The 14487-nt window shown below is 35.5% G+C and carries 15 protein-coding genes; 10 read left to right on the top strand and 5 right to left on the bottom strand.

Annotation, left to right across the window (positions count from 1 at the left end; genetic code table 11):
- Positions 1 to 3 precede the first annotated feature (3 nt).
- From AC3WRL_RS19105 to polA, 7 genes are all read left to right on the top strand, one after another.
- Positions 4 to 894, top strand: a complete 891-nt coding sequence (locus tag AC3WRL_RS19105; RefSeq protein WP_261513000.1) for a hypothetical protein — start codon at positions 4 to 6, stop codon at positions 892 to 894.
- Positions 869 to 1126 carry a hypothetical protein gene (locus AC3WRL_RS19100; protein ID WP_214829121.1) on the top strand — a complete coding sequence of 86 codons (258 nt, stop codon included), beginning with the start codon at positions 869 to 871 and terminating at the stop codon, positions 1124 to 1126. Before AC3WRL_RS19105 ends, AC3WRL_RS19100 begins: the two co-directional genes overlap by 26 nt.
- A gap of 1 nt (position 1127) precedes the next feature.
- Positions 1128 to 2726, top strand: a complete 1599-nt coding sequence (locus AC3WRL_RS19095) for a hypothetical protein (RefSeq protein ID WP_492331046.1) — start codon at positions 1128 to 1130, stop codon at positions 2724 to 2726.
- Positions 2727 to 2732: 6 nt separating this feature from the next.
- Positions 2733 to 3128: a hypothetical protein gene (locus AC3WRL_RS19090; RefSeq protein ID WP_214829130.1), complete on the top strand. Its 396-nt coding sequence runs from the start codon at positions 2733 to 2735 to the stop codon at positions 3126 to 3128.
- 111 nt (positions 3129 to 3239) lie between these two features.
- Positions 3240 to 4898: a hypothetical protein gene (locus tag AC3WRL_RS19085; protein WP_492331045.1), complete on the top strand. Its 1659-nt coding sequence runs from the start codon at positions 3240 to 3242 to the stop codon at positions 4896 to 4898.
- 7 nt (positions 4899 to 4905) lie between these two features.
- Positions 4906 to 5406 carry a hypothetical protein gene (locus AC3WRL_RS19080; protein WP_214829134.1) on the top strand — a complete coding sequence of 167 codons (501 nt, stop codon included), beginning with the start codon at positions 4906 to 4908 and terminating at the stop codon, positions 5404 to 5406.
- 113 nt (positions 5407 to 5519) lie between these two features.
- The gene (gene polA / locus AC3WRL_RS19075; RefSeq protein ID WP_214829136.1) at positions 5520 to 8345 is read left to right on the top strand and encodes a DNA polymerase I; all 2826 of its coding nucleotides are present in this window, start codon (positions 5520 to 5522) and stop codon (positions 8343 to 8345) included.
- 136 nt (positions 8346 to 8481) lie between these two features.
- Here the strand turns inward: polA and AC3WRL_RS19070 are convergent, their stop codons facing one another.
- The 4 genes from AC3WRL_RS19070 to AC3WRL_RS19055 all read right to left on the bottom strand — a co-directional run bounded on the left by AC3WRL_RS19070 (position 8482) and on the right by AC3WRL_RS19055 (position 10739).
- The gene (locus AC3WRL_RS19070) at positions 8482 to 9066 is read right to left on the bottom strand and encodes a hypothetical protein (RefSeq protein WP_492331044.1); all 585 of its coding nucleotides are present in this window, start codon (positions 9064 to 9066) and stop codon (positions 8482 to 8484) included.
- A gap of 92 nt (positions 9067 to 9158) precedes the next feature.
- Positions 9159 to 9794, bottom strand: a complete 636-nt coding sequence (locus AC3WRL_RS19065) for a LysE family translocator (protein ID WP_492331043.1) — start codon at positions 9792 to 9794, stop codon at positions 9159 to 9161.
- A gap of 36 nt (positions 9795 to 9830) precedes the next feature.
- A complete protein-coding gene (locus AC3WRL_RS19060) occupies positions 9831 to 10127 on the bottom strand; it encodes a hypothetical protein (RefSeq protein ID WP_492331042.1) in 297 nt (98 codons plus the stop codon).
- Positions 10128 to 10136: 9 nt separating this feature from the next.
- Positions 10137 to 10739, bottom strand: a complete 603-nt coding sequence (locus tag AC3WRL_RS19055; RefSeq protein ID WP_492331041.1) for a suppressor of fused domain protein — start codon at positions 10737 to 10739, stop codon at positions 10137 to 10139.
- Positions 10740 to 10941: 202 nt separating this feature from the next.
- Here AC3WRL_RS19055 and AC3WRL_RS19050 point away from each other — a divergent pair, with 202 nt between their 5' ends.
- From AC3WRL_RS19050 to AC3WRL_RS19040, 3 genes are all read left to right on the top strand, one after another.
- Positions 10942 to 11556, top strand: coding sequence for a TetR/AcrR family transcriptional regulator (locus AC3WRL_RS19050; protein WP_492331040.1), 615 nt, complete (start codon positions 10942 to 10944; stop codon positions 11554 to 11556).
- Between the two features lie 86 nt (positions 11557 to 11642).
- Positions 11643 to 12908 (top strand): MFS transporter, encoded by a 1266-nt coding sequence (locus AC3WRL_RS19045; RefSeq protein ID WP_492331039.1) that lies wholly within the window; start codon positions 11643 to 11645, stop codon positions 12906 to 12908.
- A gap of 11 nt (positions 12909 to 12919) precedes the next feature.
- A complete protein-coding gene (locus AC3WRL_RS19040) occupies positions 12920 to 13480 on the top strand; it encodes a cysteine hydrolase family protein (protein WP_214829150.1) in 561 nt (186 codons plus the stop codon).
- Positions 13481 to 13561: 81 nt separating this feature from the next.
- Here AC3WRL_RS19040 and AC3WRL_RS19035 read toward each other — a convergent pair whose 3' ends face one another.
- The gene (locus tag AC3WRL_RS19035) at positions 13562 to 14371 is read right to left on the bottom strand and encodes a TraB/GumN family protein (protein WP_261512988.1); all 810 of its coding nucleotides are present in this window, start codon (positions 14369 to 14371) and stop codon (positions 13562 to 13564) included.
- Between the last annotated feature and the right edge of the window lie 116 nt (positions 14372 to 14487).

The following is a 14487-nucleotide window of genomic DNA, read 5'->3' as shown; positions in this document are numbered from 1 at the left end:
AATATGAGTGATTCTCTTAAAATAAAGAATACATTTTCTGAACAATATACTTTAATAATAGATTCAGATATTAAAGCTGTAAACGTACATATGACTTCCCGTTCACAGTTAAGGTGGGATTTTACAGTTTTAAAAATAAACGAAGATCATATCGAAATAAAAATAATATTGCTGGATCATATTTTACTGGAAGCAAATAATCCATTAATTAAAGAAGTAGCGGCTTTAACAAATGCTTTTTCAAGATTGTATAATGAATTATATTTAAAAGTAAACACTGAAGGTAAGGTAACGGAGGTACTCAATATGAATATTATTCGATCCAAATGGAAGCAAACAAGAGCTGAAATGGAGAAGATTGCAGAAATTAATCCCGACATTAAAAATGCTATTGTTCTGAACGATAATATTTTTGAAGATGAGACGAAATTAATAGAAGGCATTCAGAATAATGAATTTTTCCTTATGTATTTCAATAAAATTTATGGGAGGAAGATTCCAGGAAATTATAAAGGAAATGCATTAAACTTCTTTAATTCTGCTAACGTGCATTGGAGTTTCGATCTGAAAAATATAAGTAATCCTTTGCTGTCTTCAGATGAAATGATTGTAGAAATTTCTGGAGAACCTTCTGTTTTATTGAATATAGGATTTTATAACAGAGCCTACATTCAATTTTCCAATCAGATCGATGTCTCAAAACTGGAAACAGCATTGCAGGAAAAAGGAATATACAGAGTAGATCAATATACAGGGCGGATTATAGAAGCTTCTTTGACCAGAGAAGAAATTGCTGATCCTGAAAATCTTTATACAAAATTGAAATATACATTTTATAGCGACGAAATTTTTAAATATAAAATGTCGAATGAACACAATACAGCGAATTCCTGATGTAAGATCTTATATTAAAGGTATTTCTATAAGAAACTATAGTTTCGGATTTATTTTAAAATCCGATAAGAAAAACTGTATTAGAAGTTTTTTCATATTCATTGAGAAAGAATATGAAAAGGAACAAGAAAAATTTATCAGAAAAATCGGTTATGGTATCGAGCATCAATTGATTAATGATAGAAATAGAATAAAAGCCCATAGGAGAAAACAAATTCTAAAAAAACTGTGATATGGGACATAAAATTATTACAGAAAAAGATTTTTGGATGTGCTCAAGTGGAGCCATGCCTGCTCAATTACAAGGAACCAGGAAAAGTAATAAAAAGAGCTCAGGTGAAGTCTACATTACCGTGGCAGATACTGCTACAAGCAGCTGGATAGATTTCGGATGTACAAAGAATATGCTTTGGGCAGCTCTTTTAACGGCTGTTGCCGTTGTGGTTGTTGTAGCATTAATTGTAGGTACAGGTGGAGTTGCTGCCATTGGTCTTATCGGAATGATGGCTATTGGTGCCGCAGCAGGAGTCGCTGGAGGTGTTATTGCCGCAGTTGATGGTGCATTGAAATGCGGACAAAAAAATGCTACTGCCAGAACCTGGGATGCAAGTAAAGATAACCTTCTTCTTACAGGCACTCCAGGTATTACCGGCGATAGAACAATGACCTGTTCTATTGGAGGGGTTGTAAAATTTGCTCCGGAGATAAAAAGCTGGGGCCATGCTTTGGCTTTAGGAGGTTTTAACTATGTTACTCAATTAGCAGGCTGTGCACTGGGTGGCGCTGCAGTCGGTGCCGGAGGTTTTCTGGTATCAGGTCTGGCCGGAGGGTCATTAGCAATAGCAGCACCAACGTTCTCAAGTGTTTTATCGAATGTTGCCGGAAGTTTCACCGGGATCTGGGGTGGAAGCAGAGCTCTTTTTGGACTTAATTCTTTAGCCAATGAACACGCATATGGAAATGTACAGGATGCCGGAGATGCCGGAGCCGCTTTAGTTAACGGAGGCGTACCGGAAATAGGTATGGGTCAGCGTATATTTTCAGGACAGGCGCATCCATCAGATTATCTTCTTTTCTTATATTTGTTAAACATACGGGCAAAAGGACCTACTCCTATAAAAGAATCCAATGCAGGAGGTGATAAGGATGGAAATACACCTTCTGATAAAGATGGAAATACCAATAAAGAAGAAGGACAATCAAAAGAAGAAAATAAAAAAACGCCCGAAGATGAAGGGGTTACAGCAAATAAAAATGAGAATGAACCGGCTCAGCCTAAGAAAGATGGTAAAGGAGATGCTTTTGCTGAATCTGATGGAAAAAGTATTCCACCTAAAAAACCAAAACCTTCAAAACCAGAACCGGGTTCACCAGAACATAAAGCAGCAAGATGGGAAGCTTATCAAAATAATCCTAAGGTTAAAAATAAAAAATCTTATGAAGAATGGAGCAACCGTTATGAGGCAAATATGAAGAATGCAAAAAAAGGGAACAAATCTGCAGATGAATATCAAAAAGAAATAGGATGGGGAGAAAGGGAGGTTCCAATGAAGATCGATGAAAATGGAAATCCGGTTCAGGTGAAAAAAGGACAGGAAACCCGAAATTTAGATATTGGAGATGCCGCAAACAAAAAGGCTGTTGAAGTAAAAGATTACTCCAGTAAAAAAGTTCCTTACGATAAAGATATTAAAGCAGAAGTGGACTTTGATAAAAAACTTGCAGAGAATGGATGGGATGTCGAATGGGTATTTAAAGATAAAGGGCCATCAAAAGCTCTGGAAGAAGCGCTAAAGAGCCCACCACCTATTAAAATAAAAATCATAAAATAAAGGCACATGGAATTCGAAGATTTAGAACAAGAGTTACAGTCTGAAGTGGAAAAAGCAGAAGAAGTAGCCATTGAAAATATTCAAAATGGTATTAATTTCTCCCCGTTTATTTACTTTGGTGAAAAAAGTATCAAAAAAATGGTAGCTGATTCTTTGGATGAAGCTATAGAAATGGCAGAAGAAGAAATAGAGGACATCGGTGAAGAAACAGTCGTTTTGATCTATAAAAATAATATTAAACTTAATGATGGCAGTTTCGATGCCATCGTTTCTCAAGTATATAATGTAGATGAAGATTCCGGATATTCTTTTGGACTCGTTTATAAGATAGAAGACAGTAAAATAAAATTTCTTAATAAAAGAGTGTTCTTGGGGAACGTAAGGAATTGTCTGATCTTCTAATAACACAGCAAATTTGGAAGAATTGAATATAAAATTTATCTGCATTCAGATAAGTGATAGGATAAAATTGTATATAATTTAGACAACATTAATTGGGGAAGGTGATCAGAAATGGGAAACAAAATTATCACAGAAAAAGATTTCTGGATGTGTTCCAGTGGAGCCATGCCCGCTCAATTACAAGGAACCAGAAAAAGTAATAAAAAAAGTTCAGGCGAAGTCTACATTACTGTAGCAGATACTGCTACAAGCAGCTGGATAGATTTCGGATGTACAAAGAATATGCTTTGGGCAGCTCTTTTAACGGCTGTTGCCGTTGTGGTTGTTGTAGCATTAATTGTAGGTACAGGCGGAGTTGCTGCCATTGGTCTTATCGGAATGATGGCTATTGGTGCCGCAGCAGGAGTCGCTGGAGGTGTTATTGCCGCAGTTGATGGTGCATTGAAATGTGGACAAAAAAATGCTACTGCCAGAACCTGGGATGGAGGTAAAGATAACCTTCTTCTTACAGGAACTCAGGGTATTACAGGAAACAGAACAATGACCTGTTCTATTGGAGGGGTTGTAAAATTTGCTCCGGAGATAAAAAGCTGGGGTCATGCTTTGGCTTTAGGAGGTTTTAACTATGTTACTCAATTAGCAGGCTGTGCACTGGGTGGCGCTGCAGTCGGTGCCGGAGGTTTTCTGGTATCAGGTCTGGCTGGAGGATCATTAGCAATAGCAGCACCAACGTTTTCAAGTGTTTTATCGAATGTTGCCGGAAGTTTCACCGGGATCTGGGGTGGAAGCAGAGCTCTTTTTGGACTTAATTCTTTAGCCAATGAACACGCATATGGAAATGTACAGGATGCCGGAGATGCCGGAGCCGCTTTAGTTAACGGAGGCGTACCGGAAATAGGTATGGGAAAGCGTATATTTTCAGGACAGGCACATCCATCAGATTATCTTCTTTTCTTATATTTGCTTAATATACGGGCAAAAGGACCTGCTCCCATTGAAGAGCCTAATACAGGGGGTGATAAAGATGGAAATACACCTTCTGATAAAGATGGTAACAATACCAATAAAGATGAAGGCCAACCAAAAGATGAAGATGGAAATCAAAGCCCTGAAGAGGAAGGACAGCCAAAAGAAGAAGGAAATAAGACTCCAGAAGATGAGGGTGCAAATGGAAATAAGGGTCAAGGAGATGAAGGACATAATAATTCTGGAGAAAACAAAAAAGGAGATGCTTATGAAAGCACCCCTCAAAAACCAAGTGACAAATTAATAGCAGATACTGAAGCTAAGGCTAAAGAAATTGTAGAAACTCAAAGTGCGAAAGAAAGGGGGCCTTGTTTATCCGGAGTATATGATCCGGTGACTGGAAAAACTTTTTATGGACAAAACTTTAAAAATAATGTTACAGGTAAAGCTGCCTATGAAAAATGGCTAAGTGATCCTCCAGAATTAGGAGGTGCTGATCCACTTATTAAACAGAAAGTCGCAGAATATGAGGCTAAAATTAAAAATGGTGAGATAGAACTTCCTGAAACCGCCGACAACAGATTGGCCGCACATTCAGAAATCAGAGCTTATGATCAGGCGTTAAAAGCTAGACGAGAAGCAGGGCTTCCAGTGGATGAAAATTCAATCAGAGAGATGGATCTTCATAATAGAGATTTACAAAATAATGCGATTAAAAATAATGGCGGAACGCCACCGCCTAAAGTAAGATGCCCACATTGTGGATTCTTAACTGATGGAATAAACACCCATGGACATAATTAATAAATTTATGATTAATAATAATGTAGAATTCAGATTTGAAGATATTGATGACCGTTTATACACTAAAAATGATATTAACGGATATGCTATCTATTTTTTAGATGAAGAATTCAAAAAACCTTTTACTGGTGAGATTTATGTGAGATTTAATGATGATATAGAATCTGAGGCTGAATATAAGAATGGCTATAAAAATGGAATTGAGCATCTTTATAATTCAAACGGGGATATAGAACAAACCAATGAAAACAGAGGAAACGTGATGTTTGGTATTTCAAAAGAATATGATGAAAATGGGAACATAGCAGTAGTCAGTATAGTTTATAATAATGATTATCTTAAATCGGTAGAAATGAGCAACGGTGCTATTCAGGAAACGAGTTCCTATAATAACAAATTTGGTGAATCTTTGCCTGAGTATATTAAAGGCCTTTTAAAACTTTCCAATGAGGAACTATTTAATTATGAATTTAAAATCAATAATCCATATCTGAATTACAATCCATAAGGAAGAAGAATTAAATAAAAAGATCTCATTTAAGGTCTTTTTTTTATTTTTTAAAACTCAAATTGTAGAACATAAATATTCCTATTTTCTTATATTTGTTCATTATAGAAAATATGGACGCAACTCAAGATAAAAGGTTATTTCTCATCGATGCTTATGCGATGATTTTCAGAGGATATTACGCATTAATTAGAAATCCAAGGCTAACGAGTACGGGAGTAGATACTTCTGCTATTTTTGGTTTTACCAATTCTTTGATCGAATTGATCAGAAGAGAAAAACCATCCCATTTAGCCGTTGTGTTTGATGTTGGAAAAGCAAGTGTAAGAACTGATGATTATGCCGACTATAAAGCCAATCGAAGTGAAACTCCAGAAGCTATTAAAATTGCTGTTCCATATATCCATAAGATTTTAGAAGCGATGCATATTCCTAATTTAGGAGTAGAAGGTTACGAAGCTGATGATGTGATCGGGACTATTGCTTGTAAAGCGGAAAAAGAAGGATATACTACTTTCATGGTAACCCCTGATAAAGACTTTGCCCAACTGGTTACAGATAAAATTAAAATCTATAAACCGGGTTTAAAAGGTGGAGATATTGAAATTTTGGGTGTAGAGGAAGTGAAAGCCAAATATGAAATTGAAGATCCAAAACAAGTCATTGATTTTCTTGCGATGATGGGTGATGCTGTGGATAATATTCCGGGATTGGAAGGGGTAGGAGAAAAAACAGCTATGAAATTCCTTAAAGAATATGGAAGCATTGAAAACCTTCTGGCTAATACTCATCAGTTAAAAGGAAAATTAAAAGAGAAAATAGAAGCTTCGGCAGAAAGAGGAATTTTATCTAAAAAATTAGCGACCATTATTTGTGATGCTCCAATCGAATTCCATCAGGAACAATACGATCTTGAAACTCCGGATTTTGAAAAAGTAAAACAAGTTTTTGATGAAATAGAATTCAGAAGATTGTATGAAAATCTGTATCGTGCTTTTGCTCCTACAGAAACTGTAGTAGTCGCAGAGGTTGAGGTATCTGAAACATCAAAAGGAACTATTGTTAAAGGTCAGGTTACCCAGCTTGATCTGTTTGCTACTTATGAAGAGCTCGATCAGGCAACTTCTACAAAAGCAACTATAGAACATAATGAGCACTTATATCAATTCGTCGATAATCCAAAAGCTCAAAAAATTCTTGTTAATAATTTATTGAAACAAAGAGTGGTTTGTTTCGATACAGAAACAACTTCTTTAAACGAGTTGGAAGCTGAATTGGTAGGAATGAGTTTCTCCTATAAAAAAGGATTGGCCTATTATATTCCTTTGTCAGAAGATAAAGGTGAGGTGCTACAGACATTGGAGATTTTCAGACCGTTTTTTGAGAAAGAAGATTTACTGAAAGTAGCCCATAATCTGAAATTCGATTATAAAATTTTAAAACAATATGACATCACTGTAAAAGGAGCAATGTTCGATACGATGATTGCCCATTATCTTCTGAGTCCGGATGGGAGACATGGAATGGATTATCTTTCAGAGGTGTACTTAAATTATAAGCCAGTTTCTATTGAAACCATTATCGGAAAGAAAGGAAAAAATCAAGGAACTTTCAGGGATGCCGATTTAAGGACACAAACGGATTATGCTGCAGAAGATGCAGATGTTACTTTCCAGTTGTATGAACTTTTTGCTCCCCAATTGAAGAAAGAGAATCTGGAAGATCTGTTCTTTAAAATAGAAATGCCTTTGATGGAAGTTTTAGCTAAAATGGAACTTGAAGGAATTTCTCTCGATGAAAAGTGGCTGGCTCAGGAAAGTATTGATTTAGAAAATGATCTAAGAGAATTAGAGTCTAAGATTTTTGAATTTTCTGGTGAAGAATTCAATATGAACTCGCCAAAACAATTGGGTGAAATTTTATTTGAAAAAATGCAGCTCGATCCAAAAGCTAAGAAAACTAAAACCGGACAGTATGCAACTTCTGAAGATGTTTTACAAAAGTTGTCTTCAAAGCATGAAATTATAAAATATATCCTTGAATACAGAACTTATCAGAAACTGAAATCAACGTATGTAGATGCGTTGCCATCTCAGATTGATAAGGATGAGCGTGTACATACCAACTTCTCTCAGACAACTGCGGCAACAGGTCGTTTGGCAAGTGTGAATCCAAATTTGCAGAATATTCCGATCAGAACCCTGAGAGGACAACAGATTCGTGGAGCATTTGTTTCAGGAGAAGGAAAGAAAATTATCTCTGCCGATTATTCACAGATTGAACTTCGTTTAATCGCTGAAATTTCCGGGGAAGATAATATGATCAAAGCATTCCAGGATGGTGAAGATATTCACGCTTCTACAGCGGCAAAATTGTTTAAAATTCCTTTAGAGGAAGTTTCAAAAACACAAAGAAGTCAGGCTAAAACGGTAAACTTTGGAATCATCTATGGTCAGGGTGCTTTTGCATTGGCTGAACAAACTGGCTTATCAAGATCAGAAGCTAAGCAGATGATCGAGGCCTATTTTGAGACCTATCCAAAGTTGAAAGAATATATGGCCGAGCAGGTGAAAAACGCACGTGAGATAGGTTATGTGGAAACTATTTTAGGCAGAAAACGCCACCTAAAAGATATCAACTCTAACAATTTCGTTGTACGAGGCCACGCAGAAAGAAATGCTGTTAATGCTCCAGTACAAGGAAGTGCAGCTGATGTAGTAAAGATGGCAATGATCAAAATTGATCAGCAACTGGACCAACAAAAACTTAAGACCAGAATGTTACTTCAGGTACATGACGAATTGGTATTTGAATCTCCAATTGACGAGATTGAAGTTGCTTCAAAACTAATCAAAACAGAAATGGAAAGTGCCATTGAAACACAGGTTCCTTTATTGGTTGAAGTTGGAGTAGGGAACAACTGGCTGGAAGCACATTAAAATTAAGTTCCATTAATGATATAAAAAATGCTGAATAAACTTCAGCATTTTTCTTTTATATTGGACTGAGGTACTGTGAACATCTATTTATTAATAGCTTTTGATCAATATGCTCTGTTCGTATAACGTCTGAGCTTTAGTTGTAAGAAGTAATGATTTGGCTTTCATCAAAGTAAAAACAAGAAGGATCATAGTCATGCCAACAAGCTTGATAGTTTTGTCCATCTCCATAATTTGAAGTATTTACATTATCAGGCCTTCCCCTCATGTAAACAAGCATTTCATAATGCATTCCAATCCAGATCTTACGTTCAGAAATGTTCTTACAATCTTCTTTTGACCATTCCGGATGTTTTTTATAAATTTTTCCGGCCTTTGTTTTCAAGAACTTTTCTTCTTCGGCTTTTTCTTTTCTACCTATACTATCAATTCTTGCTTGATTTTTAATACTATCCTCTTTTGATAGTTTAGTGTCAATTTTGCTGGAATAATCTATGTTATTTTCTGCCTTCGAACACTGTTTTATTAAAAAAAATAAAAACAAAAATCCAAAGAAGAGTAACACAACAATACCACATCCATTACTTTGTTTCTTTATTTGATCCGGATTTTGAACATTTGTATTTATTAAATGACTTTTAATGAAATAACCACAATTGGTACATTGGGTTATGGTGTCATTTATGTTACTTTGACATTTTGGGCACTTAATTGATGACATAATTCTTATTTTTCAATGCTCAAAAATATCTTGAAATCATAAAAAAAAATTACGGGTTCCCATAACTATTAAGAATTCTAAGAGCCTTCTTTCTATTTCGCTTTCGAAAGCGCCATTTTCACAGCAAGAAAGATAAGCACACTCGCCATAAACCATTTTTGCACTTTGATCCAGATAGGATTTTTAGCAAAAAATGAAGCTGCCTTTGCTGCCGTTAAAACAATAATGAAATTGACCGTAAAACTTGTGAAAATCTGTATTAATCCAAGCTCTAAGCTTTGTGTAAAGATAGAACCGTACTGAGGTTTTATAAACTGAGGAAAAAAGGACAGATAGAAAACAGCTACTTTTGGATTAAGAACATTCGTTAAGAAACCGACTGCAAATAATTTTTTAGGTCCGTCTGCTGTCATATTTTTATCTACTTCAAAGATATTTTTACCGTTTGGTTTAATAGCCTGGTAAGCGAGATATATAAGATATATTGTTCCCAGAATTTTTAAAACGATATAAGCATAAGGTACAGCAAACAACACTGCAGTTAGTCCAAAAGAAACCATGACAATGTGAAATAAAAAACCGCAGACAACACCTGCAAGTGAGGTTAATCCCGCTTTTTTTCCTTGTGTAATGGATCTTGAAATCAGATAAATCATATTAGGTCCCGGGCTTATGACCAAAATAAACGCGGCTAAGAGAAAGAAGAAAAGATCATGGATAGGAATCATAATTTATTGCAAAGATAAGAAATCATTGAGATCCATTTACTTTGAATTTATAAATTCTTCCAAATCCTTAATCTCTCTGATTACAAGATCTGTATACTCAATATTAAAAAATATAATATCCCTATCATTCGAATCTTTTGCTACTTTGATTGTTATTACATCATGTATTAAAAGTGTAAACCAAAGGTTTTGTTCGTCATCGGTGTAATGGAGTTCATATTTGACCAATTCATTATCAACAGTAAGGGGTAAGTTAATTTTTCTATGAAAAAAGTCAAGAAGATCAAAGAGACCTTCTTTAAAAATCCAAAATCCAAAATGATGTATTTTCATACCTACTTTTTATTCACCTTTAATTTTCTTCCTGTCCACTTTATAATTATCAAAATTAGGATGATGCCAGAATTTTTCAAGACCAATATTTTCATAAACTTCGATCTCATCTGAGTACATTGGATAAAGACTTGCGATACTTACCTTATAACCTGCTCCGATGTCGATGTGCAGATAGTCTTCTTTATCAATTGTACTTGGTGCAAAGATAAAAAATGCGTCCATTTCAGAATCGTCACTTATCTTTTCTTCGAAATTGATAAGTTGGCCATAAGAAAAAGGACAGTCTCCACGAAGTTTATTCGCAATATATCCCATAGCTTGCGCCCAATCTAAGCGAGGTGAACTGACAGAAATGCAAAGTTCTGCTCTGCCTACTTTCCAGGCAGGATGCTGAACCAATGACAATCCATAAGTGAAAGCTGTTGTATATCCTTTTTTAGGAATGTCCCGATACACAATAGTAGTGACACCCGGAATACCTTCTATGAGGCTTTTCTCCATATACAATTCAGGTTCTTGCTGAAAAATACGGTCAAGATGATTCAGATATTGTTCTGCCGACGGAAGTTTTTTTCCTGCCTTCTTTTTCATGAAGTCAAATATTCCCATGGTCTTAGTCTTTTATTTGGATCAGATTTTAATTCTCAAGACGAATATACTCAATTATATCTTTTTAAGGATAAACGCTTTAAGCCATAAATAAGAATGAGTTCTGAAATTTTAAAAAAATATCAAATAAATTATTTTCGTTTTGACAAAATTTGTAAATTTGTCAAATATTTCAGAAGCAGATTCCAATATATTAAAGTAAATGAGCCAACCCCTTTCCCAGGAAGAACTATTAAAAAGTCAGATTTTGCAGACCGCACAGGAGCTGTATCAACGTCATGGTATTAAGAAAGTGACAATGGATGATGTGGCGAAAGCGGTGGGAAAGACGAGAAGTGCTCTTTATTATTATTTTAAAAATAGGGATGAGCTTTTCGAAGCGGTAATGATTTCCCTTGTGGATGAGGTGAAAAGTGAACTTGAAAAGATTATCTATAAAGAGAAAACATTAGAATCGCGTATTCAGGCATTCTGCTTTGCTAAGGTAAAAGGTTTCAACAAAACGAGGAATTTTATTTCAACTATTGAAGCAAATATGGATAAGGAAGAACGTTCCAAGTATTCAAGTATTATATGGGATATACATCAGAGAATGATGCGTTCTGAAACGGTATTACTGAAAAAAGTAATCAGTGAATCAGTAGAAGCAGGTGATATTACAGAGCCGGATTCGAAAACTATGGATACATTGATATTTGTATTATTAAGCAGTATTCGTGGTATCCGTCGCGAATCGATAAGCGAAAATTATAAAGATCAATGGGAAGAAGGGGCTGAAATGTTAGCCAGAATGATTGTCGAGAAAATTAAAGGATAAATTTTTTTAAATAAAATTTGACGTTTTGATGTTTTTTGTCAAATAGTTAGATTAAAGTATTAAACTTAATTGAATTAAAATGTACCATGAGTATTAGTAGCGTAAGCACATTCAGAGCTTTTAAAAGTGAAAATTTTAAATATTATTTTGCAGGCCGTTCTATATCACAGTTTGGAACATGGATGCAGCGGACGGCAATAGTATGGTTGATCTATTCACTTACCCACTCTTCTTTTATGCTGGGTGTTACGGTGTTTGCCGAACAGTTTCCTTCGTTCCTTTTTTCATTTGCCGGTGGGGTGGCAGCAGACCGTTTCAACCGAAGTACGATCATACGATGGACGCAAATTGCTGCGGTGCTGCAGACTTCATTATTGGCATTTTTATTTCTGACCAATCATATCATTGTTTGGCAAATCCTGGCTTTAAGTGTTGTATTGGGGATTATCAATGCCTTTGATGTTCCGGCAAGACAGACCATGATCAGTCAGGTAGTTAGGGAGGACAGTGATGTTCCAAGTGCACTATCTCTCAGTTCTGCGACAGCAAGCGTAAGTAAAGTATTGGGACCAGCAGTGGCTGGTTTTGTATTGGAACACTGGAATGTTGGTTTCTGTTTTGTGATGAATGCTATAAGTTTTATTGTAGTAATCGTTTGCTTTTCCATGATGAAGCTTCCTGCTTATGAGAAGAAAACAACCAACAAAAAAGTAATGTCAGAATTTAAAGAAGGTATTGTTTACCTTAAAAATGAGTCAAGAATCGGTTTGGTCATCCTTATGCTTTCTTTGATGGGATTATTGGTTTTGCCTTATGATACCTTAATTCCGGAAGTTGCCAAAATAACTTTTCAAGGGAGTGCTTCCACTTTCGGCTATATCTCTGGATTTATAGGATTGGGAGCCGTCTCAGGAACCATATTACTGGCTTCCTTAAAAAGAAATGATAAGCTCCGGTTTTATCTCGTTCTCAGTACTGTTGTGCTAGGACTTGGTCTCATCTTTTTTTCTCAAACTACCGATTTTTACTGGGCGATGTTATTTGTTGTTCTAACAGGATTCGGAAGTGTCATGCAATTGACCAGCTGTAACATTATCGTTCAATCCGAAGCTGCGCCTCATATGAAAGGAAGGGCAATCAGTATTTTACTCACTGCTATTTTTGGAATGCTACCTTTAGGCAGCTTACTTACAGGATATGCATCTGAACATATTGGAAGCAGTAATACGCTATTGATTCAGGGGATTTTGGCTATTCTCATTGCTATATGTTTTTACAGACTATTTGCTGTTCCTAAAAAGGATCAATTATCTTCCTTACAGACGGAAGAATTCACTAATAAAACAATTTAATATTTAAAAAAATGCAAGAATCAAACAAAACAGCTTTATTAGTTATGGATTTACAAAATTCCATTTTACAGAATCTTGAAGACCCTAAGCCATTACTTGATAAGGTTTCAAAAGCAATTTCCCATGCGAGATCAAACGGAATTCCTGTTATTTACGTCGTGGTTTCCTTTCGACCGGGGGCTCCTGAGATCAGTGAGTCTAACAAAGCCTTTTCCAGATTTGGAAAGGATATGTGGACACCGGAGTTTGTGGCTCAATGGCAGGAAATCCATCAGGATGTAAAGCCTGATAATGATGAGGTCATCGTAACAAAACGTCGCTTCAGTGCCTTTACAGGAAGTGATTTGGAGGTCGTATTAAGAGGGCAGGGAATTCAGCATCTTGTGCTTACAGGTATAAGTACTTCAGGAGTGGTTCTTTCTACACTCCGGGAAGCAGCAGATAAAGATTATCAGTTAACGGTAATTGAAGATTGTTGTGAGGATAGGGATCCTGAAATTCATCAGGTATTAACCACCAAAGTTTTTCCGTCCCAAGCAGAGGTTATCAGCCTTGATCGTTGGATCAAATAAAAATAAAAGACCGGATTACTGATAAGCAATCTGGTCTTTTATTTTCTGATTTTATTAAAAAACATCTTTAGCAAGAATCTTTTACAGATCATAAAACTCTTTGATCACATATTTTAGATCGTTTATTTTTTTCAATTGCTTAATAATGTAATAGCGGTGTAAGAAACCAGTTAAAACAACTATTTTTTTTCCTGGATTTTGTGCTGCCACTTTATAAATATTAGCAGCCATCGTTTGATTTCTAAGATCCCAGAATCCGGACATCAATTTAAATCCTTCTCTATAGCTTATTTTTTCTCCATTGGGCTTGGTAACAAATCTTTTAGCAAATTCAGGTCTTTTGTCAGTGATTTTAGTCAATTCATGGTATTGCTCGTTTTGTCTTTTCTCACAAATTTTATCGTTTTCAGCGTTGTTAAAATTCTTAGGAGCTAATTCAGCAACTTTTTTTAATTCTTCAGTTGTGTTAATAAAACTCTCATATATTTTCGTGTCTGCTGCATCCAGACTTTTAGTTTTATATAAACTGTCAATTAATTGTACCGCTAAATTATCTGTAGGAACCATTCCTTTGTCTTTCCTGTATTGATTTCTTCCTTCAAAATCAAATGAAGCCCGCAGTGTTTTAGGATATTTTTTAAAATACTGAGTACTGGCAGTAATTTCGTTTTCTTTAAATTCAGTCGCCTTTTCATACTCCTCCATTCCTTTGCTATCTACTTCGTGCAGTATAATATCTGGTTTTATTTTCTCCAGGATTTCTAATAAAATGGGTGGATTATAATTGGGAACGCTCTGATGGATATTTCCGATCACATAGATCTCCGTTTTATCTTGGGAAAAATAAGTGTGGCTAAATATGAAAAGACTAAATGCAATAATATATTTCATAAATTAAGTAAGAGTTAATAAACTGGTTAATAGATTTTAATTTGGCTAAAGTATGGAAAAGCTTTGGAGTGGACAGGTTTAATCAGAAAATATACAATAAGTTTAACCTTACAGAT

It is taken from the genome of Chryseobacterium sp. FW101-FHT12H09 (genome assembly GCF_058790395.1).
The sequence above is the reverse complement of the archived record's forward strand: the minus strand, read 5'-3'. Positions and strand labels throughout refer to the sequence as shown.

Coding starts and splice junctions, on each gene's coding strand:
- AC3WRL_RS19105 (WP_261513000.1), top strand. CDS start 4: ATGAGTGATTCTCTTAAAATAAAGAATACATTTTCTGAACAATATACT.
- AC3WRL_RS19100 (WP_214829121.1), top strand. CDS start 869: ATGAACACAATACAGCGAATTCCTGATGTAAGATCTTATATTAAAGGT.
- AC3WRL_RS19095 (WP_492331046.1), top strand. CDS start 1,128: ATGGGACATAAAATTATTACAGAAAAAGATTTTTGGATGTGCTCAAGT.
- AC3WRL_RS19090 (WP_214829130.1), top strand. CDS start 2,733: ATGGAATTCGAAGATTTAGAACAAGAGTTACAGTCTGAAGTGGAAAAA.
- AC3WRL_RS19085 (WP_492331045.1), top strand. CDS start 3,240: ATGGGAAACAAAATTATCACAGAAAAAGATTTCTGGATGTGTTCCAGT.
- AC3WRL_RS19080 (WP_214829134.1), top strand. CDS start 4,906: ATGATTAATAATAATGTAGAATTCAGATTTGAAGATATTGATGACCGT.
- polA (WP_214829136.1), top strand. CDS start 5,520: ATGGACGCAACTCAAGATAAAAGGTTATTTCTCATCGATGCTTATGCG.
- AC3WRL_RS19070 (WP_492331044.1), bottom strand. CDS start 9,066: ATGTCATCAATTAAGTGCCCAAAATGTCAAAGTAACATAAATGACACC.
- AC3WRL_RS19065 (WP_492331043.1), bottom strand. CDS start 9,794: ATGATTCCTATCCATGATCTTTTCTTCTTTCTCTTAGCCGCGTTTATT.
- AC3WRL_RS19060 (WP_492331042.1), bottom strand. CDS start 10,127: ATGAAAATACATCATTTTGGATTTTGGATTTTTAAAGAAGGTCTCTTT.
- AC3WRL_RS19055 (WP_492331041.1), bottom strand. CDS start 10,739: ATGGGAATATTTGACTTCATGAAAAAGAAGGCAGGAAAAAAACTTCCG.
- AC3WRL_RS19050 (WP_492331040.1), top strand. CDS start 10,942: ATGAGCCAACCCCTTTCCCAGGAAGAACTATTAAAAAGTCAGATTTTG.
- AC3WRL_RS19045 (WP_492331039.1), top strand. CDS start 11,643: ATGAGTATTAGTAGCGTAAGCACATTCAGAGCTTTTAAAAGTGAAAAT.
- AC3WRL_RS19040 (WP_214829150.1), top strand. CDS start 12,920: ATGCAAGAATCAAACAAAACAGCTTTATTAGTTATGGATTTACAAAAT.
- AC3WRL_RS19035 (WP_261512988.1), bottom strand. CDS start 14,371: ATGAAATATATTATTGCATTTAGTCTTTTCATATTTAGCCACACTTAT.